The sequence below is a fragment of the Pontibacter litorisediminis genome (assembly GCF_029360645.1).
Lineage (GTDB): Bacteria > Bacteroidota > Bacteroidia > Cytophagales > Hymenobacteraceae > Pontibacter > Pontibacter litorisediminis.
Genome location: NZ_JARDUA010000003.1, coordinates 558,527 through 577,626, shown reverse-complemented (window position 1 = coordinate 577,626; position 19,100 = coordinate 558,527). Strand labels below are relative to the sequence as shown.

The following is a 19,100-nucleotide window of genomic DNA, read 5'->3' as shown; positions in this document are numbered from 1 at the left end:
TGCTCTTTTGACCTATGCCTCCCAGCCTAACGCTCCCAATGCTATCGTCCTGCACCTACTCGCCAACACGGCCTCCCCAACCAACCTGGCCCCCACCGGTGCGCTGATCTTTACCATTGTGCGCGCACTGGTGGTGCTAACCGTTGTGCTGGCGTGGAAGCGGAAGGGAAGTATAAAGGAGAGGTTGGTGGTGTGATGGTGTAAGTAGAAAACTGTAGCTTCGCATATAGTGCAGATAAGCGTATGTTTGTGTTTATCTACTGTTAGGTGGTATTGCTAATTAAGAAAAAGAATAAATGAGATTCACTCAAGTGCCGATGAAACTTCAGAAAGGTGTTCTACTATTAGCCTTGAGTATACTCTTTTTTTGCCATCCAATCATTGCGCAACAGAATGAAAGAATCACACCCTTGCACGAGTTCTTTCAAGTAAACTATGATAGCACCATCATTTACCACAGCTGGTCCAATTCGTATAGCGCACCGAACTATATGATACTAGCAAAGGAGAAGGATAAGCTCTATTTCTTCACTTACACAAGTCCTTACAAGAATTTGTTTGGAAGACCTTTCCCTGGAAATCTTTCGCAGAAATTCAGGGAAGAAGAAAGTAAGTTTGACAGAACGGTGCCTGACACAAACCGCTATTTCCTCCCTAAAAGAATTTTGCACACAACTTTAAGCAAGCACTGGGATGAACTGCAGGCATCAAAGCTATGGGAGCTCAAAGACGATAGGTATACCTTGAAGTCTATTGGCAGCTGTATGATTGAACACGGTAACACAAGCACATTCTACTTGATTACCAAAGGAAGTGTTAAGGTTCTAAGTTTTTACGCGCCTGACTTTTGGGAAGAATGCCTGGAGAAAAACATCAACAGGCAAAAAGCCATTGAAGCAAGAGACACTTTTCAGCGTATTGGTAGCGAAGAATAAGAAGAACAAAATCACCTAACAAAGTTCAGCCTTAACCCAAGCTACGCTTAGGGCTTCGGCTGCACGAGTAACGTTGACAGCAATAGAAACTATGAAAAGTTCTTTTTTACTGATACTTCTGGTGCTACTTATATCATGTGGAAGTCGAAAAGAGGGCCAACAGTTAGCAGTAATGACTCCAGAAGAAGCTCCTGCGGAAAAGGAGGACATTAGTTTTAAAAAAATTAACTTTTCTGTTCAGCCTGAGTGGAGCCGAGATAAGTATGCAAAAGATGTTGAAATTACTCCAGACAGTGTACTTTACTATCGCTTAAGAGAGAGGCAAAGCGGAACTGTAGTCGAAAATTATAAAGCAAAGCTTGATTCTGTTGGTATGGGGAGAGTCTACGGTTTTCTTGATTCTACAGACTTTAACAGCTTGAAGAATTTTTATTACGACACTGAAGACGCAGCTTGGTTCTCCCTGCAGTTTGTTTTCCTTGATGGAGAGGCGAAGATGCAAGGCACTTTACCCGATGACTATTGGAAGAAAGTATATAAGCTCCTTATGCTAATCGACAAGCAGAATCTAACTAAGAGTGAGAACAGGCATTTTAGCACTACTGAAGATGTACTGCTCCCTCCACCTCCTGCTCCAGTGAGTGTACCTTACGACAGCTTATACAGAAAATAAAAACTACTGCTGCCAGCAACACCTATAAAGTAGCTACGCCCTTGTGTGTAAGTGTAAACAATGAAAAGGTATAGTCTGATGATAATCTTCACTCTTCTCTACAGCATGTGTGGTTATGCACAGCGAAGGAAAATATTAGATATACAACTCTCAAAAACAGACAACATACCGTCTGACAGCACCAACTTATCTCCCAACAGCGACTTTGAGAAAAAGGTAGGGCTAACACCAATTAACAAATCTGCAAATGCTACTGAAGTCCGTTTTTATAAGCTGGATGAATTAAGCGGGACAAGGAATCTGAAAATAATTGCTGTTAAAGACTCTGTATGGACAGCAGTAGAGTATGCCGAGCAGAATAAGCCAGTGAAAATAAAGAAGTACAAGCTTAAAGCTGAGCAAGGTCAGCTAAGGTCATTAATGCGGTTGCTTCTAAATCACAACTTGGCCTATTTGCCCAACCAAGCAGAGCTTGAACCAAAGATGAAGAAGTATACTGATACTGTAAGGGGAAGAGCAGAGCAGAAGATAAAGCTATGCTGTGGAATTTAAGATTAGAGATAAATTTCGAATTTACAGATTCCACAACCCTAAAACCTATTCTGACTTCTACGACGATGTGCAAGAGTTGAAGGATTACGTCACAATCGTCAGTTTATTTGAAAATCAACTAAAAAGAGAATAACTTCTGCCAACACATGTATACTTTATGCTTCGGCTTATGCCTTGCACATCGTCTACACAAGCCCGTTTAACAACCATGAACCTCAACCTCACCACTTTCAAAGCCAGCCTCTCTGCTCCCACTCCTCCACCGGAAGCCAATGTTTACCTGCAGGCGCTGTGGCACGAGGCGAAGGGCAACTGGGACAAAGCGCATGTGCTTATACAAGACCTGCCCGACCAGAACGCCGCCTGGATACACGCCTACCTGCACCGCCAGGAAGGAGACACGTGGAACGCAGACTACTGGTACCGCCGCGCAGGCAAGAAACGGCCACAGCAAACGCTGGAGGAAGAATAGCAAAGTATAGCCAAGGCCTTTTTGGAGGAAGTATAACCCAGGTATACCAAAAGAAAAGAGACGCAACGAATTGCGTCTCTCCTGGATGAAATAACTCCTAAACTCGCTTACTCCTCCACTCTTTACCTCCTAAAAGTCTTCGTCCTCGTCCTCATCTCCGAAGCTCGGCATGGAGAACATGCCGCTGAGCAGGTCTTTGAACTGCAGCCCAGTGCTGAGGCGGCTCTTGCTAAGTTGGCTGTGCTCGGCCAGGCCGTGCAGGGCAAACTCCATCATGAACAGTTTCTCGTCGCCTTTGGTGTTTGGCAGCTGCTTCTCTACCAGTTCTGCAAGCCCGGGTATGCGCTGCAAGGCTGCTTTGTAGTCACCTGCAGGCGCGTCGTTTAGGATGTCTATCGTGTTGCCATCGCCAAACCAATCGGTTATTTTTTTGTAGGGGTTACCTGTTTTGGCTTTCTTGGCCTTATCAGGGTCAGGGAAGTAGTTCAGGAACTGCGTCCGGATAGCCTTACCCATCAGCACCTGCGCCACATGGCCCGCTCCCTCCTGCTCGCCTTCATACACCAGTTCCACTTTACCGGTTACGGAAGGGATCGTGTTCAGGAAATCCGACACGCGCACATACGTTTTGCTTTCGCCGTTGAGCAGGGCGCGCCGCTCGGCAGCGCTCATCAGGTTCTCATAGGCAGAAATCGTCAGTCGGGCCGATACACCGCTTTTAGGGTCCACGTACTCGCTCTCACGAGCCTCAAAGGCCACCTGCTCGATCAGATCACCAATAATGTCGTTCGTCTGCACCAGATTACCCTGCCCATCTTTCAAGCGCGCTTCCTGCTGTGTGATCTTCTTACCGGTTTCAATGGTCTTCGGGTAATGCGTGATGATCTGGGAGTCGATGCGGTCTTTCAGCGGCGTTACAATAGAGCCGCGGTTGGTATAATCCTCTGGGTTGGCGGTGAACACAAACTGAATATCCAGTGGCATGCGTACCTTAAAACCACGAATCTGTATGTCGCCTTCCTGCAGGATGTTAAACAGCGCCACCTGGATGCGCGCCTGCAAATCGGGCAGCTCGTTAATCACAAAAATGCCGCGGTGCGAGCGAGGAATCAGGCCGAAGTGAATCACGCGCTCATCAGAGTAAGGCAACCGGAGCGTAGCTGCTTTAATAGGGTCAGCATCCCCGATTAGGTCAGCTACTGACACATCGGGTGTGGCTAATTTCTCGGTATACCTGTCGGAGCGGTGCAGCCAGGTGATCGGCGTGTCGTCGCCGTGTTCGTGCACCATGTCCTTGGCATAGCGCGAGAGCGGGTGCAACGGGTCGTCGTTCAGCTCAGAGCCCTGCAGTACTGGTATAAATTCATCCAACAGGTCGATCATTTGCCGCGCGATGCGGGTTTTGGCCTGCCCGCGCAGGCCCAGCAGGTTAATATGGTGCATCGAAAGGATGGCCCGCTGCATATCCGGGATCACAGTCTCCTCATAGCCCCAGATACCGGGGAACACCTCCTCCTTGTGCTGCAGCTTTTTGATCAGGTTACGGCGCAGCTCCTGCTTTACGCTCTCCGGCTCGTATCCGGCGGCCTTCAGTTGGCCCAGTGTTTTTATCTGCTGCAGCTTTTCGGCTGGTATGTCTCTATAATTCATTTGTTACAGTTATCAGTTAACAATTATCAGCAACCAGTTGAATTGATGATAGTTGAGTTTCATTTTTGCTAACAACTTTCCTCTTGAGGGAACTACAAGGGTGTAGTCATACTTTTTTTGTCATCCTGGAAGGGTCCTGGTAGCTGATAGTTTGAGCTTCCTTCAAACAAGTTTCTTAGCAGCATGACAGGGGCCTTTTCCCCATCTTATTAGTATGAAGCGTCCTTATAGTCCACTTAAGGGGACAGCGCTGTTTAAAAGCTTTTCTTGCGGTTTCTTCCGTAGTCGCGGAACACCAGGTGGCCCAGTCCTTTCAAGGAGCTGTAGTAGGCCTGTCCGTTGTTTACTTTTGTGAACTCGTCTACGAATTGCTGTAGGTAAGGGTCTGACGCGATCATAAAGGTGGTAATCGGAATCTTGATCCGGCGGCACTGGGCTGCCAGGTTCAGTGTTTTATTCACCACCTTTCTATCAAGTCCGAAGCTGTTTTTGTAGTAACGCAGCCCCTCCTTCAGGCAGGTTGGCTTGCCGTCGGTGATCATGAAGATTTGCTTGTTCGGCGTTTTGCGCTTGCGCAGAATATCCATGGCCAACTCCAGGCCCGCTACGGTGTTGGTGTGATAGGGCCCTACCTCCAGGTATGGCAAGTCCTTTATCTCGATCTGCCAGGCATCGTTGCCAAACACAATTACGTCCAGCGTGTCTTTCGGGTACTTCTGCTTGATGAGTTCGGCCAGGGCCATGGCAACCTTCTTGGCGGGTGTGATGCGGTCCTCACCATACAGGATCATGGAATGAGAGATGTCGATCATCAGCACCGTGGAGGCCTGCGTCTTGTGCTCGGTTTCGGTTACCTCCAAATCCTGCTCGGTCAAGCGCAGGTCACCGATGCCGTGGTTGATCTGGGCATTGCGCAGCGACTCGGTCATGGAGATTTGCTCCAGCGTGTCTCCGAAACGGTACTCGCGGCGGTCGGTGCTGGCTTCATCGCCAATGCCGGTGTGGGGTGTGGCATGACTGCCCTTGCCACCTTTCTTCAGCTTCCCGAAAATCTCCTCCAGCGCACTCCTCCGTATGCTTTGCTCGCTCTTGGCCGTGAGCTGGAAGGCGCCCCGCTCCTGCGGGTTCTCGTCCAGGTAGCCTTTCTTTTTCAGGTCCTCAATAAAATCGCCGATGCCATACTCGTCGCCGGTCAAATTATACTGCTTGTCCAGCGAGCTGAGCCAATTGAGGGCCTCCCCCACGTCGCCGGAGGTAATGGTGACCAGCTGCATGAAGATCTTCAGCAGCGACTCAAAACCCGGCTTGTCATCCTGGGGAGGTACATAGTCAGTGAATCTGTATCCAATCATAAATCAGGGTTTACCTTGTGTAACAAGCATAGCCGGCACATTGTTCTGTTACGCCCTGTGCATGCCGCTTAACCTTAGCAGCATACTTTAGTAGAATAACATACAGGCATTTATAAAACGAGTAAAACCATGAAAGCGATATTTAATGATGTTGTAATTGCAGAATGCGACACTACCATTGTAGTAGAAGGCAACCAATATTTTCCGCCAAACACTGTTGACAAAAGCTACCTGGAGGAAAGCCGTACCCACACCACCTGCTCCTGGAAAGGCGAAGCCGCCTATTACCATGTAAAAGTGAATGGGGAGGTACAGCAGGACGCTGCCTGGTACTACCCTAACCCAAAAGACGCAGCCGAAAAGATAAGAGGTTACATCGCCTTCTGGAAAGACGTAAAAGTTCAGAAGTAAGCCTTGAAAGCAAAAGAGGTGAGCCCTATCAGGGACTCACCTCTTTCTTTATCTTCTTGTATCTGCTGCTTAAGCTATCCAGCGGAACTTATACTCTAGTTCCGGCACTTTCATGCGCTCTGCCACGCGCTTCAGGCGGGCTGGCAGGGCCATCACGTAATCGCGGGCACGCTCACCGGCTTCGTCCAGGCCGGTCAGGGCCTCGATCTTCCATTCTTTTATCAGGCCTTCCAGGATGTCGGTATAGTCGGCTGAGGTGTATACGCCGATACGCTGGGCGGCATCGGTAAAGTGGCCGAAGGTCTTACCCAGGTCCACGCCCAACTCGCGCATGTAGTGGGCCGGCATCACGATCTTCTTGCGCATCATGTCCTCAAACGCCAGCATCATCTCGTTCGGGTCCGCCTCAAAAATCTTGCTTACAAAAGATTTATACGCCTTGGCATGGCGGGCCTCATCGGCAGCTACGTGGCCGCACAGCTTGGCCAGCTGCGTGTCGCCCTGTTTCTTGGCGATCTGCGCTACGCGGCGGTGCGAGATGTTCGTGGCTGTCTCCTGAAACGAAGTATACACAAACGAGCGGTACGGGTCGTCATCGGTCTGCAGGTCAAAGCCATCCGCGATCAAGTACTGCGTGGAGGCCTCCATTTCGCGCATGTTAATACGGCCAGTCAGGTACAGATAGCGGTTCAGTGCATCGCCGTGGCGGTTCTCCTCGGCCGTCCAGCTGCGGTTCCACTTCATCCAAGGGCCTTGCGGGTCTTTGGGCAAACCTTCTATTGTCATAAGCCAGCTCTCATACGTAGGCAGCGCCTCTTCCGTGATCGTATCGCCTACCAGCACAGCCAGCAGGTCGTAGCTCAGGTCGCGGGCACGCTCACGCAATTCTTTCACTTCGTCAAAGAAGCTTTCCATGGTAGCGTCCGGTAAAAGGTCTGCAGGTTGCCAGCTATCCTCCACTGACTTAAGAAACTCGGAGAGTTTTTCTCCCACAAAATCTTCCATCCATTTTATAACTTCCCCACGTGAGGCGAGCGCTGGTGTAATCATGGTGCTGTTGTTTAATTGAATTCCAAATATAGTTATTAAATCTTGATAGTAACCCGTAACAGGCAACAAATTACCCATAAAAACACCCATTCTGAGTGATTTAAAGGGTTAGGCTATCAGATACTCCACTAAAAGCTGGTTTAACTTTAGCTTACGGATAAAAAGAGAGTAAGTAAACAAAACAGTGCTATTTAATGTTGGCCCCGAAGCCTGCGGTACAGATTGCGCAGGAAACCGAGCTCAATTTTATGCCTGTTTAGCTGCCGGAGAAACCGGTACAAAAGAGGGGTGCCTGTAGTTTGCTTTAGTAGCTGCAGCAACTGCTCTGCCTCTGTAAAATTACCAGTGAGGAAGGCATGCCGCGCCTCATACTTCAGCCGCCTGGCCAGTGCCTCTCGCTCTTGCGGAGTTTGCACCAGTTCTGCGGCTCTCTTACACACTACAACCGTAGAAGCCAGCAATTGGTTGCCTTTCCGGTACCATCCGCTGGAAAGGGAGCGGTTGTGCAGGCGGCGTTTAGTGGTTACTGCAGGCAGATACCCATACTTATACTGGCGGGCGGAGCGCACCCAAAAATCGAAGTCCTCATAGGCCAGGCGCTCATCATATCCGCTCAACGCCTCAAACACCTTGCGCCGGATGAGCATGGTAGGTGGGCAGATGAAGTAGCGCCCCAATACCTCTGCAAACACGTCACCGTCCGGGGCTGCTTTATACTTCTGGCTATGGTAGTACAGGTGTTCTGAATCATCAGAGATGTACTCGGCATCCGAATAGACCACGCCAAACTCCGGGCCCAGGCGCTGAAACTGAGCCACCTGCTGCGCCACCCGTTCAGGCAGCAACACGTCGTCGGTGGCAAAGTCAAGTATAAACTCCCCCTTACTGGCGCGCCACCCCATGTTAAAGGCTTTGGTATTGCCCAGGTTTTGGCCCGTGCTGATGAACTTAAGCTGCGGATGTCGCTGCACATACTCCTGAATGATGCCCACACTGTTATCGGTGCTGCAGTCGTCCACGATGATTACCTCCAGGTTGGGGTAAGTCTGCGCTAAGACAGAGTCCAAGGCCTCGCGCAGGAAGCGCTCGTGGTTGTAGCACAGGCAGATGACAGAAACGAGTGGCTGGGGCATGAGCGAAGATAAGGAATTTTGTGTTGCGCTGTGCTGGCGTGGCAGCGGCTGCAGGTTTTGCACCGCTTATACTTTCCTGCCGCACCGCTGGCGGGATTTGCAGCCCGTCTCTCTTTTATATTTCCATAGCTGTCGCTGTTCCGGACATACCAATCTGTGTAAGCTATACCTTTCCTGGTGCAAGTTTTCAGACTTCTCTAGCGCAAGCGTCCGCTTGTGTCTCTCTTAGCCGCTGCTTTGTGCAGTTGGAACCAAGCTATCTTTTCTAGCTGCTGTTCTTCCTCCAGACTTACTATCGCCTCGTTTCACCTCCTGCTTTGGCTTCCTCCAGGCCGGGAGGCCTCGTCCTCGGGCATCGCGCTGTCTACATTTCCTTTGCTGTCGCAATGCCCTTGCGGGCACCGGAAATCTAGAAGGCGCTCAACCCAAAGATTGGGTTCTTGTTCGATAGCCACTGCTATTACGACTGTCCCCTTGAGGGGACTATAGGGGTGTTAAAGCAGAACCTATGAAATATATACTTCAGCACCAGTAATAACAGGCTCCCTTTGCTAAGGAGGGGTTGGGGTGGGTTAATCTGAATAGCCAGAGTTACAGCGCTTATACTTTAGCCAAAGCAGTTGCAGGCTCACCTCCTTAAATAAGGAGCGGCAGGAGTGGTTAGTCCGGTGCTGCAATGCTGCAAGCCAACTATCAGCAATCAACAATAAAGAACTACCCCTTCCTAAAAAATAACCTTACCTGCTCTACCACCCGTTGCTGCTCTGCTTCGGTGAGGCCGGGGAAGAGGGGAAGGCTAAGGCTCGTGCCGGCCAGCTCTTCGGCTACCGGGAAATCGCCGGCCTTGTGGCCCAGGAAAGTATAAGCGGGCTGCAGGTGCACCGGCACCGGGTAGTGCACAGCCGTGCCAACCCCCTGCTCTTGCAGGAAGGCCTGCAGTTCGTTTCTATACCTGGTGCGGATGTTAAAAATGTGGTAGACATGCCCGCAGCCGGGAGCCGTGACCGGAAGGACAAGGTCGCCGGTGCTTTGCAGCTCCTGCAGGTATACTTGCGCCAGGCGCCGCCGCTCGGCGTTCAGTGCCTCCAGGTGCTGCAGCTTTACCCGCAGCGCCGCCGCCTGCAGCTCATCCAGCCGCGAGTTTATACCTATCTGTTCTGATTTATACTTCTGGCTCTCGCCATAATTCCGATACTTCCTGGCAAAGGCCTCCACAGCCGCATCAGCGGTTACCACAGCCCCGGCATCGCCTAAGGCTCCCAGATTTTTGGTGGGGTAAAAACTGAAGGCAGCGGCATCACCCATACTTCCTGCGTAGCTACTTTTATACTTGGCGCCATGTGCCTGGGCAGCGTCCTCCAGCAGCTTTATACCTTGCGCTTGCGCCAGCTGCTGCAGCCCGCCCATCTGGCAAACCTGCCCGTAAAGGTGCACGGCAAGTATGGCTTTGGTCTTGGAGGTAATATGCCGCGCGGCCGTGGCAGCTGTGAGGTTATAAGTATACTTGTCCGGCTCGGCCAGCACAGGCTTTGCCCCTACCTGCAGCACCGCATTAACGGTGGCGATAAACGTATGCACCGGCAGCACCACCTCATCCCCCGCTCCCACGCCCAAAGCTTTCAGCGCTATTACCAGGGCATCGTAGCCATTGCCCACGCCTACCGCGGCACCTGCTCCCAGGTAAGCGGCAAACTCCTGCTCAAAAGCCCGCACCTGCGGCCCCAGCACATACTGCTTACTAGCCACCGCCTCCAGCAAGGCCCGCTGCACCTGCGGCTCCAGGCCCACCGGAAAATCTCTGAACTGGAAGTATGGCAATGGCTGCATGGGAGAGTGAAGGGAGTTTAGGAGTTAGAGCGTTTGAGAGTTATAGAGTTATGAATGTATGAATTTTATTGCTGCAAATCCTTACGATCCTGAAGACCCTGGTCCGATTAACAGTTATACTTTTATAGCTCTATGTGCGAGGCCAACTGCAGAAAACGGCCGTAGTCGCGGATATAGTCGGCTTCGCTGAAGTCGGTGGAGGTGAGGCAGAGGGCGGTGGCGCCTTCGGAAAAGCGCAACTCGGTCCAGCACATGGCCGGTATGTAGAGGCCCTGCTGCGGGTGCGTAAGCACGAACTCCTGCTTTTGGCGGCCGGTGTCGGTCAGCACTTTTATACTTCCGCTCAGGGCAATCAGCACCTCCTCGGTGGCCATGTTGGCATGGTGCCCGCGCTCCACCCCCGGCGGTGTGTCCTGGGTCCAGAACACCCGCTTTATCTCAAAGGGCACGTTCTCGGCAAACTGCGTGCTGGTGATGTAGCCTATCTCGGGGCTACCCACACGGTGCAAAGGAATCAGGTAGGGTGTGGCTGGCAAAACGTATACTTTGGTGCTGCTGCAAATGTACGTCATTTAAGAGAGGATCGGTATAATTTTTACCCTTGCCCGCCTTTGGTTAACTTGCAGGAATGCAACCAGCACACGCCACCATGGAGGATACCTACCGCACCATAGCCGAACCCGCCGAGGGCCTGTACAAAGAGAAAGGCAGCAAGTTTATTGCGCTGGCCTACCCGGTTTACTCCGAGGAGGAGGTGAAGGAGGTGCTAACCGAGCTTCGCAAGAAGTACTACGACGCCCGCCACCACTGCTACGCCTACATTCTGGGGGCCGACCAAGCCCGCTACCGCGCCAACGACGACGGCGAGCCCAACCACTCCGCCGGCGACCCTATCCTTGGCCAGATCCGCTCGGCTGAGCTGAGCAATGTGCTGGTGGTGGTGGTGCGTTATTTTGGGGGCACCAAACTGGGCGTAAGCGGCCTGATAAATGCGTACAAGGTATCCACGGCCGAGGCGCTGGCCAGTGCCACTGTGGTGGAGAAACACGAAACGGTGCTGCTGCAGGCGCATTATGCCTACCCGCAGATGAACGATGTGATGAGCCTGGTGAAAGAGTACGACCTGGCTGTGCGCGACCAGCAGTTTGAGCTAGACTGCCGCCTGACGCTGGAAGTGCGCCTCAAGCTGCAGGAGGAGGTTACCACGAAACTGCAGGACATGGAGGGCGTTGAAGTTTCTGTAAAAAACGATCCCCTCACTCACTCTTAAACCCTCTAACTCCCAAAATCTCCCTATGTCGAAACGCAAACACAACCGTGCCCGCAATAAAATCCTGGAACGCAAGGCAGGCATAAAGCCTGGCTCGCTGCTTATACCTGCCGAGGCCTATGCCCCGCGTTTTTTCCTGATGTCGTTTAACGAGGGGATGTTCGAGGAGCGGGAACTGAAGACGTACCAGGAGTTATTGCAGAGGGTAAACGCCAGGCCGGATGCACGGCATTGGATCGACATCAGAGGGTACGCCGACCAGACCATGCTGGAGCAGCTGATCGTTGATTTCAAACTGCACCCCCTGCAGATGGAAGACGTCGTCAACGACTACCAACGGCCAAAGGTGGAGGAGTTTGATGGGAACCGCCTGTTCATGATTACGCGCATGCTGCGTTGGTCCCCTGAGTTCAGGACGCTGGACGACATCCAGCTCTCACTGTTTACGGGCCCTAACTACGTGCTCAGCCTGCAAAGCGACTACGGCGACTGCCTGGACCCGCTAAGGGAGCGCATAAGAGGCGGCAAAGGTGTTATCCGGCAGCGGCCAGCCACCTATATTGCCTATGCTATACTGGATGTGGTGCTGGATTACTACTTCCCGGTAATAGCTGACATTGGTATCTACATCGAAGACCTGGAGCAGGAGGTACTGCGCCAGCCAAACAAGGCCACGCTAAGCCAGATCCTGGACCTGAAGAGTGAGCTCATAAAGCTGCGCCGCATCACGTGGCCCGCCCGCGACCTGATGAACGAGCTCCTGCGCATGGACGAGGACACCATTCCCGAAAACCTGAAGGTATACTTCCGTGATGCCTACGACCATGCCGTGCAGCTGATCGACCTGGTAGAGAACCATCGCGAAATGGCCTCGAGCCTGGTGGAGCTGTACATGTCCACGGTGAGCAACCGCATGAATGAGATTATGAAAGTGCTCACCATCATCTCCAGCATCTTTATTCCGCTGAGCTTTATCGTAGGCCTGTATGGGATGAACTTTGCGCACGAGGACCCCGAGACAGGCAAGGTTTTTCCGCACAGTATGCCCGAACTTTACCAGCCAAACTCCTATCCGATCCTGATCGCCCTGATGGCGATACTCATCCTGCTGCAACTATACTTCTTTTACAGGAAAGGCTGGTTCAGGAGCTTTTGATTTATTTGACGATTTGACAAAAGACTACCTGGCAAAGGCCAAGAGGTAAATAAGCAAGCTTTCTAAACTGCTTCTGTTAAGTGCGCTTTTGTCGCAGTGGCCTTTGTCACGAAGTTCATATTCAGAGGTAGCGCTACGTATGTCGTGATTCGATATACAGGCAGCGTCTTTTGTCCTGTGTCAAAAAACTCCTTTGTCGAAGAAGAAAGCACTACTCCCCCACGCTAAACCGCATCTTCTTCAGCTGGCTGCCCGAGGTGAAGTATAGCGTGTAGTCGTTGGCGGTCTCGTTGTAGTAGATGGTCACGGGATTGCTGTTCTCCAAAGAGCGGCCGCCGATGAGCCTCCCGTTGGCGTCGTAGAGGTAGGTTTTGCCAGGGCCTGTCTCGGTGATCGCATAAATTTTGTTGGCTCCGCCAAAGCGGAAGTACTGCACGACTTTAGGGGCCGAGGTAACGTAGCTCTTCTCAAACAGCTCTTTCAGGTCCTGATCTATGATAGCCACATTCCCCCGCTCCTGCCGCACAATAACATAAGAGCGGCCGTTGCTGCTCTCCGGCACCATCTCAAACATGGCTTGCTTGCTAGGCCGTTTTAGCTGCTGCTGATTTACTACCCTGCCCTGCAGGTTAAAGGTTACCACATTCCCGTACCGGGTTACCGCCGTCACCTCCGTGCGCCGCAGGTCGGCCCCTACTTTCGCCGTTAGGCCAGAGGTAAGGGGAACCTTCAGGTTGATCGGGAAACCGGGATAAGTGTCGCCATTGCGGTTAAGGGCATAGATGTAGCCATTCTCCAGCGACACCAGAATTACGTCGCGGCCGCCTACCCGCAGGTGCTGCGGCTCTGCCGAGAGGCGGTAATCCATGCGGCGCGGGTTCCAGCCTTGTATGGCCGCCCCACGCATGTTGTATACATACAGGTTGCCCAGGTCATCATCCACCAACAGGCGGTAGTTGCCGTCTTTCTCATAGTCAAAAACGGCCAGGTGCTGCAGCTTTACAGTGTCCGGCAGGTTAAATGGGAAATTCTCCAGTGGCTGCCCCTGGTTGTTCACGGCGTGGATGCGGCTTTCGGTGATGTACAGGTAACGGAGCTTTTTGTCAGGGCCGTACTCTATCTGCTTCACATCGCTACGGAGGGCGGTGCCCAGGCTGTCCGTCCAGCCGCGCCTGCCGCCGGCATTGATGTTGATGAGCACATGGGCAGAGTCCTGCACGGCCAGCTCGCGGCTCCTGTCCACCGCGTTCTGTATCGGGAACGGGCGCGACACAAGCCGGGAATCTAACGTTATACTTTCTTCTTCCTCAAAGCCATCCTGCCGGTTACCCTTGGTCTGGTCTGGCCTGCGGATAACGAGGCTGGTGTAATAGCGGCCCTCCACGGCCGCGAACTGCAGCGCCACCTGCGCAAAGCGCCTGATCAGGGTAGCGTTCTGCAGCAGCTCCTCCCGCTCCTCCTCGGTGGTGTAGCGGTTCAGGATGTACCAGGCGTTTGCGTTATTGAGGTACAGGCTAAAGTTTGCCTCCTGCAGCGTCTCCTCCTGAAAGGCTTTCTGCGCCGCCGACTTACTCCACACATTACCCTCGGCTATGTCATCCAGGACCTGGCGCAGCGCCGCCATCTCCTCCGCCAGCAGCAGGTAGTCATCCACCTGCACCACATAGCTCTGCTCAAACCCCTGAAACACGCGGCCCAGCAGTTGCTCCGGCAGCTTCGGCACCCTCAGTAGCTGTATGGTGTAGGTGCCATACTTCTCCGTATACGGCTTTCCATCCTCCGCACTGGCCAGCTTGCTGAGCAGGCGCTGTGTGTGGGCAGGGTTTTCCGTACGGGCATACACCACCTTATCGGGGCTCTGGCTTATACTGTTTGTCTCCAGGTATACCAGGGCCGCCTCATTGCTGAAACTCCGGGCAAGGCTGTCCACTACCGCTGCTGCAGTTCCCGGCGGCTGGCGCAAATGCGCTACCTCTTGCAGGCCAAAGTGCAGCACCATGGCCGTGTTGTTGGGCAGATAGGCTCTCATCGCCAGCGGCTGCGGCCTTTGCGGCTGCATGGTAGCATGCAATGAATTCTTCAATTTTTCAGGAAGGGAGAAGCCGTTCAGGAAAATCTTGTTACGCTCCAGCTTCAGCTCCAGCATGCCGTTCTGGCACAGTGAGGCGAGGTAGCGCACCTGTGGCATCACATCCTCCTGCAAAAACAGCCCCAGAAGCTCCGGCAGCACACGGTAGTTCACAAACACATTGGCATATACATCGGGTTGGCTCAGGTAATCCACGTTGCTGAACTCTGCCGCCACCGAAACGGGCGTGCCGCGGCTTACGCGCCGTACAATCTGCTCCACCAACGCAGGGGAGGCACTTAGGATGATGTTGTTGTGGTAGGTGAAGTAGGTGAAGCTGCTGCCGTTGCGGGTGTTGGTAATATCGGTGAGCAAATGGCCCTGGTAATCGCGGGAGCTTTGCTCGAACACCGTGCTCTTGTTAATGTTCTCGGTAAGGTTGCGCAGAAAGCGGTGCTCGCCCACAGAGTTGACGGGCAAGTAAAACACATACCTCACATCGGACTTGCCATCCACGTGCAGCGAGGTAAGCATGTTTTTCTCGTTCAGGAAGCGGTCGAGGCGCTGGTTCCCAGGTGCAATGCTATCCAGGTAAGCCAGATTGTCGGCCAGGCTGCTGGCCGCGGGCAGCACCGAGAAACTCTGCCACAGCTCCGTTTCGCGCAGGTGCTCCATCAACCGCTGATGATGGTTGGTTTCCACCACCAGCGCCGCATCGTCGGGTACCAGCGCCCATAGGTCTACTTTCTCCCGCGAGGCCTTCCAACGGCTGAAACCGTAGAAAGCCAGGGAGGCTAGTATAACAAACCCGATAAAGAAAAAGACAATGCGTTTTAGCATAGCAAGCGCTGTGTGGCTACAAAAATAGGAGAAATTTTGGAACTGCCCCGGAGGCAGTGCCTCCAGGTGGGGGAAGCGGGCAGCAGCTACAACTCATTTTCATGCCAGCCACGTATACACCATCCAAGCCCAAGCTATAACTTTTATGAATAGAACCTATGTACAGAATACTTATACCTGTTGACTTCACAGAGAGCGCTAAAAATGCCTGCCGCTACGCCCTGCACATGTGCGCCGGCCTGCCGCAGGCCGAACTGCTGCTGCTGCACTGCTTCAGCGATTACCTGTTGCAACCCCAGCTCGACGACCCGCTTGACGACACCGGCCGCAGCTCCCTTAGCCCTGGGTCTGAGATGATAACTGACCGCGTACTGCAACGCAACCAGACAGAGGAACAGGAAAAGCTAGAAGGCCTTTACAAGGAGATGCAGGCGGAGGCGCGCACGCACGGGCAGCACATCCACCTGAAGCACGCCTTCATAAATGGGTTGCCGGAGGATGTCATATCGGATGAGATAGGCCGCTTCAAGCCTGACCTGCTGCTGATGGGCACCAAAGGCGAGGATAACGTCTCCCGCTCCCTCTTCGGCACCGTCACCACTAAAATGGTAGAAGATGCAAAAGTGCCGCTGCTCACCGTACCGGAGCCATACAAAGAACACAGCCTGAGCCGCGTGCTCTATGCCACAGACTTTGACAAGACGGATGCGGAAGCCATTACGGCGCTGCTGCAACTGCTAAAGCCCTTTAACTCAGTGATCCTCTGCGCCCACATCGGCACCGAGGATTCGGAGCGCGACGACAGCCACAAAATGGAACAGCTGCAGGCAAGGCTATACGCTGCCCTGCCTGACCATAACATGCTGTTCGCCATACTGCCGAGCGACGAGGATGTAGCCGATGCCCTGCAGGAGTTCGTGAAGCGCGAGCAGGTGGACCTGGTGGCCGTAAACAACCACCAGCGCTCCCTGTTCAGCAGTATCTTTAAGCCGAGCCTCAGCAAAAAGCTGGTGCTGGAGGCACAGGTACCGATCTTAGTCTTCCACAGCTCCGAAAAGGCATAGCCCCTTATACTTTCGCAGGCTGCTGCAGCTGCTCTACCAGGGCGTCGTAGTACCGATCTATGGCGCCCTCGCTGGTACCCATGAACAGGAACGGCTCGATCAGCTCCAGCTCCATCAGCACCAGTTCTCCGTTCAGCTCCACCCCGTCCACACGGGCGTAGAGGCAGCCCGGCGCATACTTGTCTACCAGGTTGTGGGCAGCCTCCAACAAAGCTGCCGGCGGCTCCGGGGTGTGTATGGTTCCGCCGAAGAAATGCTGCACCCTGAAGTCGCCGGCCTTGGCTGTCTTCAGCACGGTGTGGCTGTACATGCCGTTAAAGAACAGGAACGACCACTCCCCTTTTGTCTGGATCTCGGGGATGAAGGGCTGCGCCAGGAAACTTTCCTGCAGCAGCAGCTCACGTATGCGCTCGGCCTGTGCCGCTGCCTCTGCTTGGGTAAGGGCAAAGGTATTTTTGGCGCCGCCGCTGACGGCTGGTTTTATAATGATCTTCTCTGACTGCAACTGCGCAAAAACCCCGGCTACGTTCAGTTGCCCGCCTTGCTCCAGCCACACTGTCGGCACCACTTTCTCCCCTTTCTGCTGCAGCTCTACCAAATAATGCTTGTTGGTGTTCCAGCGCACGATATCGATCGGGTTCAGCACCCGCACCTGCAGCTGCTCCAGCCTGTTTAACCAAATATAAAAGGCTTCGATTTTATCAAAGTAATCCCATGGAGACTTCAACAGAACCAGGTCATACTTGCCCCAATCCACGGCCGGGTCGTCCCATATCTCAAAAGTAACCTGCAGCCCTTTCTGCGTTAAGAATTCATGCAGGCGGGCATTCTCCTCCTCCGAAACTCCCGTGTATTTTCCGGCGTCTTTATAAGTGATGAGCGCTATTTGCTGTGTGTTCATTTTTTATCATCTTTGCCGCCAAATATACTTTATAGCGGGGTAAAACAACCCATCAAAGCGGTTTTAAACTATAACTTTTGGGCGGTAAATACTCGTATGTAAATATAGTTTACCCGCACTCTTTACTTACTATACATCGTTCACTATGCTTCTCCGCCCTCACAGCATCTGTCACCAGTGCAGCCTAAAAGCCCGGCTGCTCCTGCTGTTGCTGTTTATCCATACCATCGCCACCGCCTGCACCGATAATACCTCAGAGGAGGAGGGCGACATGCCTTTGGAGCGCCCTGCCGCCGCCGCGCCTGACACCACGGCCGTGAACAGTAACAGTGCCCCCGCCACCATCGACCTGCTAGGCAACCCCTTTGTGGCCAATCGAAAGCAAAGCAACAACCTCACCACCTACTTCGACCGCATCGACACGGACTTTACGGTGGAGGCCGATGCCATCGAGAACCGCCACAAGGCCAGCGTGACCGATACGATCTACACCATCCGCTTCGGCAATTCGGCTCTGGAGTTTTACGCCCCGACCCACTCCGGTGAGCTGCTGCTGCAAATGGCCGACATCCGCAGTGCCCACATTAAGCTGCGCCACAACCTGCGCGTGGGTATGTCGCACGGCGAGTTGCTGAACCGCCTCAAAAACCAGGGCGAGGACCTGAAAATCATTCAGACACCAAACGAAGTGGTGGCCTCTGCCCCGGAGGGCGCGCCGGCCACCCTGCACTTTTACCTACAGAACGGCAAAGTGAGCCGCATCCTGTATGAGGGATATGTAGATTAGGTTTGATTGCTGGTTGGTTATCCTGCCTGATATCCTGTTTTATACTTCGGTAGCTCCCAAAGTTTTCCAGTTACCACAATTCCAATTTCCCAATTTTCCGAACCTCCAAATCACTACCTTTGCCCTGAACCAAAGTATAGCATGTTATGCGAATCGTGATTCAGCGGGTGACTCAGGCTGCTGTGCAAATTGATGGCACGACGAAAGGCGAGATCGGCTTAGGGCTGCTGCTGCTGGCCGGCTTCACGGCCGACGACACCGAAGAGGACCTGAAGTGGATGGCGGGCAAGGTCGCCGCGCTGCGCATTTTCTCGGATGCCGAAGGAAAGATGAACCTAAGTATAAAAAACGTGGACGGCGATGCGCTTGTGATCAGCCAGTTTACGCTTTACGCCAGCACCAAGAAAGGCAACCGCCCCTCCTACACCAACGCCGCACCGCCTGCTGTTTCCATACCGCTGTATGAGCGCTTTGTGCAGCTGCTGGAGGAGGCGCTGGGCAAGCCGGTGCAGACCGGTGAGTTTGGGGCCGATATGAAAGTGTCGCTGCTGAACGACGGCCCGGTAACAATTGTGATGGACACCAAACAGAAAGACCTTTTTTAAGCATGACCATAGCCGAAGCACAGGCCATTGTAGACAAGTGGATCAAGGAAAACGGGGTGCGTTACTTTAACGAGCTTACGAACATGGCCATACTTACCGAGGAGGTAGGCGAAGTGGCCCGCATTATCTCCCGCCAGTATGGGGAGCAGTCGTTTAAGAAAAGCGATGAGGGCAAGCAACTTGGCGATGAACTGGCCGACGTGCTGTTCGTGCTGATCTGCCTGGCCAACCAAACCGGTGTGAACCTGACCGAGGCGCTGCAGAAAAACCTGGAGAAAAAGACCAGCCGCGACAGCGACCGCCACAAGCAAAACGAGAAGCTGAAGTAAATTTAAAAGTTAGAAGGTTAGAAAG

The 19,100-nt window shown here is 53.0% G+C and carries 20 protein-coding genes; 12 read left to right on the top strand and 8 right to left on the bottom strand.

Translation table 11 applies throughout. The features are described from left to right. Positions 1-7: 7 nt before the first annotated feature. The 5 genes from PXG97_RS12445 to PXG97_RS12425 all read left to right on the top strand — a co-directional run bounded on the left by PXG97_RS12445 (position 8) and on the right by PXG97_RS12425 (position 2,632). Positions 8-196, top strand: a complete 189-nt coding sequence (locus tag PXG97_RS12445; protein WP_276498074.1) for a hypothetical protein — start codon at positions 8-10, stop codon at positions 194-196. 295 nt (positions 197-491) lie between these two features. Continuing rightward, complete coding sequence (locus PXG97_RS12440; RefSeq protein WP_276498073.1) at positions 492-935, top strand: hypothetical protein; 444 nt, start codon at positions 492-494, stop codon at positions 933-935. A 91-nt stretch (positions 936-1,026) separates the two neighbouring features. Next, the gene (locus tag PXG97_RS12435; RefSeq protein ID WP_276498072.1) at positions 1,027-1,608 is read left to right on the top strand and encodes a hypothetical protein; all 582 of its coding nucleotides are present in this window, start codon (positions 1,027-1,029) and stop codon (positions 1,606-1,608) included. Between the two features lie 60 nt (positions 1,609-1,668). Next, a complete protein-coding gene (locus PXG97_RS12430) occupies positions 1,669-2,160 on the top strand; it encodes a hypothetical protein (RefSeq protein WP_276498071.1) in 492 nt (163 codons plus the stop codon). Positions 2,161-2,368: 208 nt separating this feature from the next. Continuing rightward, positions 2,369-2,632: a hypothetical protein gene (locus tag PXG97_RS12425; protein WP_276498070.1), complete on the top strand. Its 264-nt coding sequence runs from the start codon at positions 2,369-2,371 to the stop codon at positions 2,630-2,632. Between the two features lie 129 nt (positions 2,633-2,761). On the opposite strand, the gene PXG97_RS12420 is transcribed toward PXG97_RS12425, so the two are convergent. Then, positions 2,762-4,282, bottom strand: coding sequence for a sigma 54-interacting transcriptional regulator (locus PXG97_RS12420; protein ID WP_276498069.1), 1,521 nt, complete (start codon positions 4,280-4,282; stop codon positions 2,762-2,764). Positions 4,283-4,536: 254 nt separating this feature from the next. Further along, positions 4,537-5,634: a vWA domain-containing protein gene (locus PXG97_RS12415; protein WP_276498068.1), complete on the bottom strand. Its 1,098-nt coding sequence runs from the start codon at positions 5,632-5,634 to the stop codon at positions 4,537-4,539. Positions 5,635-5,763: 129 nt separating this feature from the next. Here PXG97_RS12415 and PXG97_RS12410 point away from each other — a divergent pair, with 129 nt between their 5' ends. Beyond that, positions 5,764-6,045, top strand: a complete 282-nt coding sequence (locus PXG97_RS12410; protein WP_276498067.1) for a DUF427 domain-containing protein — start codon at positions 5,764-5,766, stop codon at positions 6,043-6,045. Positions 6,046-6,114: 69 nt separating this feature from the next. Here PXG97_RS12410 and PXG97_RS12405 read toward each other — a convergent pair whose 3' ends face one another. The 4 genes from PXG97_RS12405 to PXG97_RS12390 all read right to left on the bottom strand — a co-directional run bounded on the left by PXG97_RS12405 (position 6,115) and on the right by PXG97_RS12390 (position 10,627). Beyond that, positions 6,115-7,095 carry an acyl-ACP desaturase gene (locus PXG97_RS12405; protein WP_276498066.1) on the bottom strand — a complete coding sequence of 327 codons (981 nt, stop codon included), beginning with the start codon at positions 7,093-7,095 and terminating at the stop codon, positions 6,115-6,117. A 191-nt stretch (positions 7,096-7,286) separates the two neighbouring features. Further along, positions 7,287-8,228, bottom strand: coding sequence for a glycosyltransferase (locus tag PXG97_RS12400; protein ID WP_276498065.1), 942 nt, complete (start codon positions 8,226-8,228; stop codon positions 7,287-7,289). 714 nt (positions 8,229-8,942) lie between these two features. Continuing rightward, positions 8,943-10,055, bottom strand: a complete 1,113-nt coding sequence (locus tag PXG97_RS12395; protein ID WP_276498064.1) for a DegT/DnrJ/EryC1/StrS family aminotransferase — start codon at positions 10,053-10,055, stop codon at positions 8,943-8,945. A 122-nt stretch (positions 10,056-10,177) separates the two neighbouring features. Continuing rightward, entirely contained in the window at positions 10,178-10,627 is a 450-nt protein-coding gene (locus PXG97_RS12390) for a sugar 3,4-ketoisomerase (RefSeq protein ID WP_276498063.1), read from the bottom strand. Between the two features lie 77 nt (positions 10,628-10,704). Here PXG97_RS12390 and PXG97_RS12385 point away from each other — a divergent pair, with 77 nt between their 5' ends. Then, a complete protein-coding gene (locus PXG97_RS12385) occupies positions 10,705-11,325 on the top strand; it encodes an IMPACT family protein (protein WP_276498270.1) in 621 nt (206 codons plus the stop codon). Positions 11,326-11,350: 25 nt separating this feature from the next. Beyond that, positions 11,351-12,481: a magnesium/cobalt transporter CorA gene (gene corA / locus PXG97_RS12380; protein WP_276498062.1), complete on the top strand. Its 1,131-nt coding sequence runs from the start codon at positions 11,351-11,353 to the stop codon at positions 12,479-12,481. Between the two features lie 211 nt (positions 12,482-12,692). Here the strand turns inward: corA and PXG97_RS12375 are convergent, their stop codons facing one another. Further along, positions 12,693-15,389 (bottom strand): hypothetical protein, encoded by a 2,697-nt coding sequence (locus PXG97_RS12375; RefSeq protein WP_276498061.1) that lies wholly within the window; start codon positions 15,387-15,389, stop codon positions 12,693-12,695. 158 nt (positions 15,390-15,547) lie between these two features. On the opposite strand from PXG97_RS12375, the gene PXG97_RS12370 reads away from it, so the two are divergent. Next, entirely contained in the window at positions 15,548-16,453 is a 906-nt protein-coding gene (locus tag PXG97_RS12370) for a universal stress protein (RefSeq protein WP_276498060.1), read from the top strand. A 4-nt stretch (positions 16,454-16,457) separates the two neighbouring features. Here the strand turns inward: PXG97_RS12370 and PXG97_RS12365 are convergent, their stop codons facing one another. Further along, positions 16,458-17,354, bottom strand: a complete 897-nt coding sequence (locus PXG97_RS12365; protein ID WP_276498059.1) for an ATP-grasp domain-containing protein — start codon at positions 17,352-17,354, stop codon at positions 16,458-16,460. Between the two features lie 145 nt (positions 17,355-17,499). Here PXG97_RS12365 and PXG97_RS12360 point away from each other — a divergent pair, with 145 nt between their 5' ends. The 3 genes from PXG97_RS12360 to PXG97_RS12350 all read left to right on the top strand — a co-directional run bounded on the left by PXG97_RS12360 (position 17,500) and on the right by PXG97_RS12350 (position 19,075). Beyond that, positions 17,500-18,141, top strand: coding sequence for a hypothetical protein (locus tag PXG97_RS12360; protein WP_276498058.1), 642 nt, complete (start codon positions 17,500-17,502; stop codon positions 18,139-18,141). A gap of 146 nt (positions 18,142-18,287) precedes the next feature. Then, complete coding sequence (dtd, locus tag PXG97_RS12355) at positions 18,288-18,746, top strand: D-aminoacyl-tRNA deacylase (RefSeq protein WP_276498057.1); 459 nt, start codon at positions 18,288-18,290, stop codon at positions 18,744-18,746. 2 nt (positions 18,747-18,748) lie between these two features. Next, positions 18,749-19,075: a nucleotide pyrophosphohydrolase gene (locus tag PXG97_RS12350; RefSeq protein ID WP_276498056.1), complete on the top strand. Its 327-nt coding sequence runs from the start codon at positions 18,749-18,751 to the stop codon at positions 19,073-19,075. Positions 19,076-19,100 lie beyond the last annotated feature (25 nt).

Excerpts from the sequence above, each read along its gene's own strand:
- PXG97_RS12440 (WP_276498073.1), top strand. The coding sequence starts at position 492 with ATGATACTAGCAAAGGAGAAGGATAAGCTCTATTTCTTCACTTACACA.
- PXG97_RS12435 (WP_276498072.1), top strand. The coding sequence starts at position 1,027 with ATGAAAAGTTCTTTTTTACTGATACTTCTGGTGCTACTTATATCATGT.
- PXG97_RS12430 (WP_276498071.1), top strand. The coding sequence starts at position 1,669 with ATGAAAAGGTATAGTCTGATGATAATCTTCACTCTTCTCTACAGCATG.
- PXG97_RS12425 (WP_276498070.1), top strand. The coding sequence starts at position 2,369 with ATGAACCTCAACCTCACCACTTTCAAAGCCAGCCTCTCTGCTCCCACT.
- PXG97_RS12420 (WP_276498069.1), bottom strand. The coding sequence starts at position 4,282 with ATGAATTATAGAGACATACCAGCCGAAAAGCTGCAGCAGATAAAAACA.
- PXG97_RS12415 (WP_276498068.1), bottom strand. The coding sequence starts at position 5,634 with ATGATTGGATACAGATTCACTGACTATGTACCTCCCCAGGATGACAAG.
- PXG97_RS12410 (WP_276498067.1), top strand. The coding sequence starts at position 5,764 with ATGAAAGCGATATTTAATGATGTTGTAATTGCAGAATGCGACACTACC.
- PXG97_RS12405 (WP_276498066.1), bottom strand. The coding sequence starts at position 7,095 with ATGATTACACCAGCGCTCGCCTCACGTGGGGAAGTTATAAAATGGATG.
- PXG97_RS12400 (WP_276498065.1), bottom strand. The coding sequence starts at position 8,228 with ATGCCCCAGCCACTCGTTTCTGTCATCTGCCTGTGCTACAACCACGAG.
- PXG97_RS12395 (WP_276498064.1), bottom strand. The coding sequence starts at position 10,055 with ATGCAGCCATTGCCATACTTCCAGTTCAGAGATTTTCCGGTGGGCCTG.
- PXG97_RS12390 (WP_276498063.1), bottom strand. The coding sequence starts at position 10,627 with ATGACGTACATTTGCAGCAGCACCAAAGTATACGTTTTGCCAGCCACA.
- PXG97_RS12385 (WP_276498270.1), top strand. The coding sequence starts at position 10,705 with ATGGAGGATACCTACCGCACCATAGCCGAACCCGCCGAGGGCCTGTAC.
- corA (WP_276498062.1), top strand. The coding sequence starts at position 11,351 with ATGTCGAAACGCAAACACAACCGTGCCCGCAATAAAATCCTGGAACGC.
- PXG97_RS12375 (WP_276498061.1), bottom strand. The coding sequence starts at position 15,389 with ATGCTAAAACGCATTGTCTTTTTCTTTATCGGGTTTGTTATACTAGCC.
- PXG97_RS12370 (WP_276498060.1), top strand. The coding sequence starts at position 15,548 with ATGTACAGAATACTTATACCTGTTGACTTCACAGAGAGCGCTAAAAAT.
- PXG97_RS12365 (WP_276498059.1), bottom strand. The coding sequence starts at position 17,354 with ATGAACACACAGCAAATAGCGCTCATCACTTATAAAGACGCCGGAAAA.
- PXG97_RS12360 (WP_276498058.1), top strand. The coding sequence starts at position 17,500 with ATGCTTCTCCGCCCTCACAGCATCTGTCACCAGTGCAGCCTAAAAGCC.
- dtd (WP_276498057.1), top strand. The coding sequence starts at position 18,288 with ATGCGAATCGTGATTCAGCGGGTGACTCAGGCTGCTGTGCAAATTGAT.
- PXG97_RS12350 (WP_276498056.1), top strand. The coding sequence starts at position 18,749 with ATGACCATAGCCGAAGCACAGGCCATTGTAGACAAGTGGATCAAGGAA.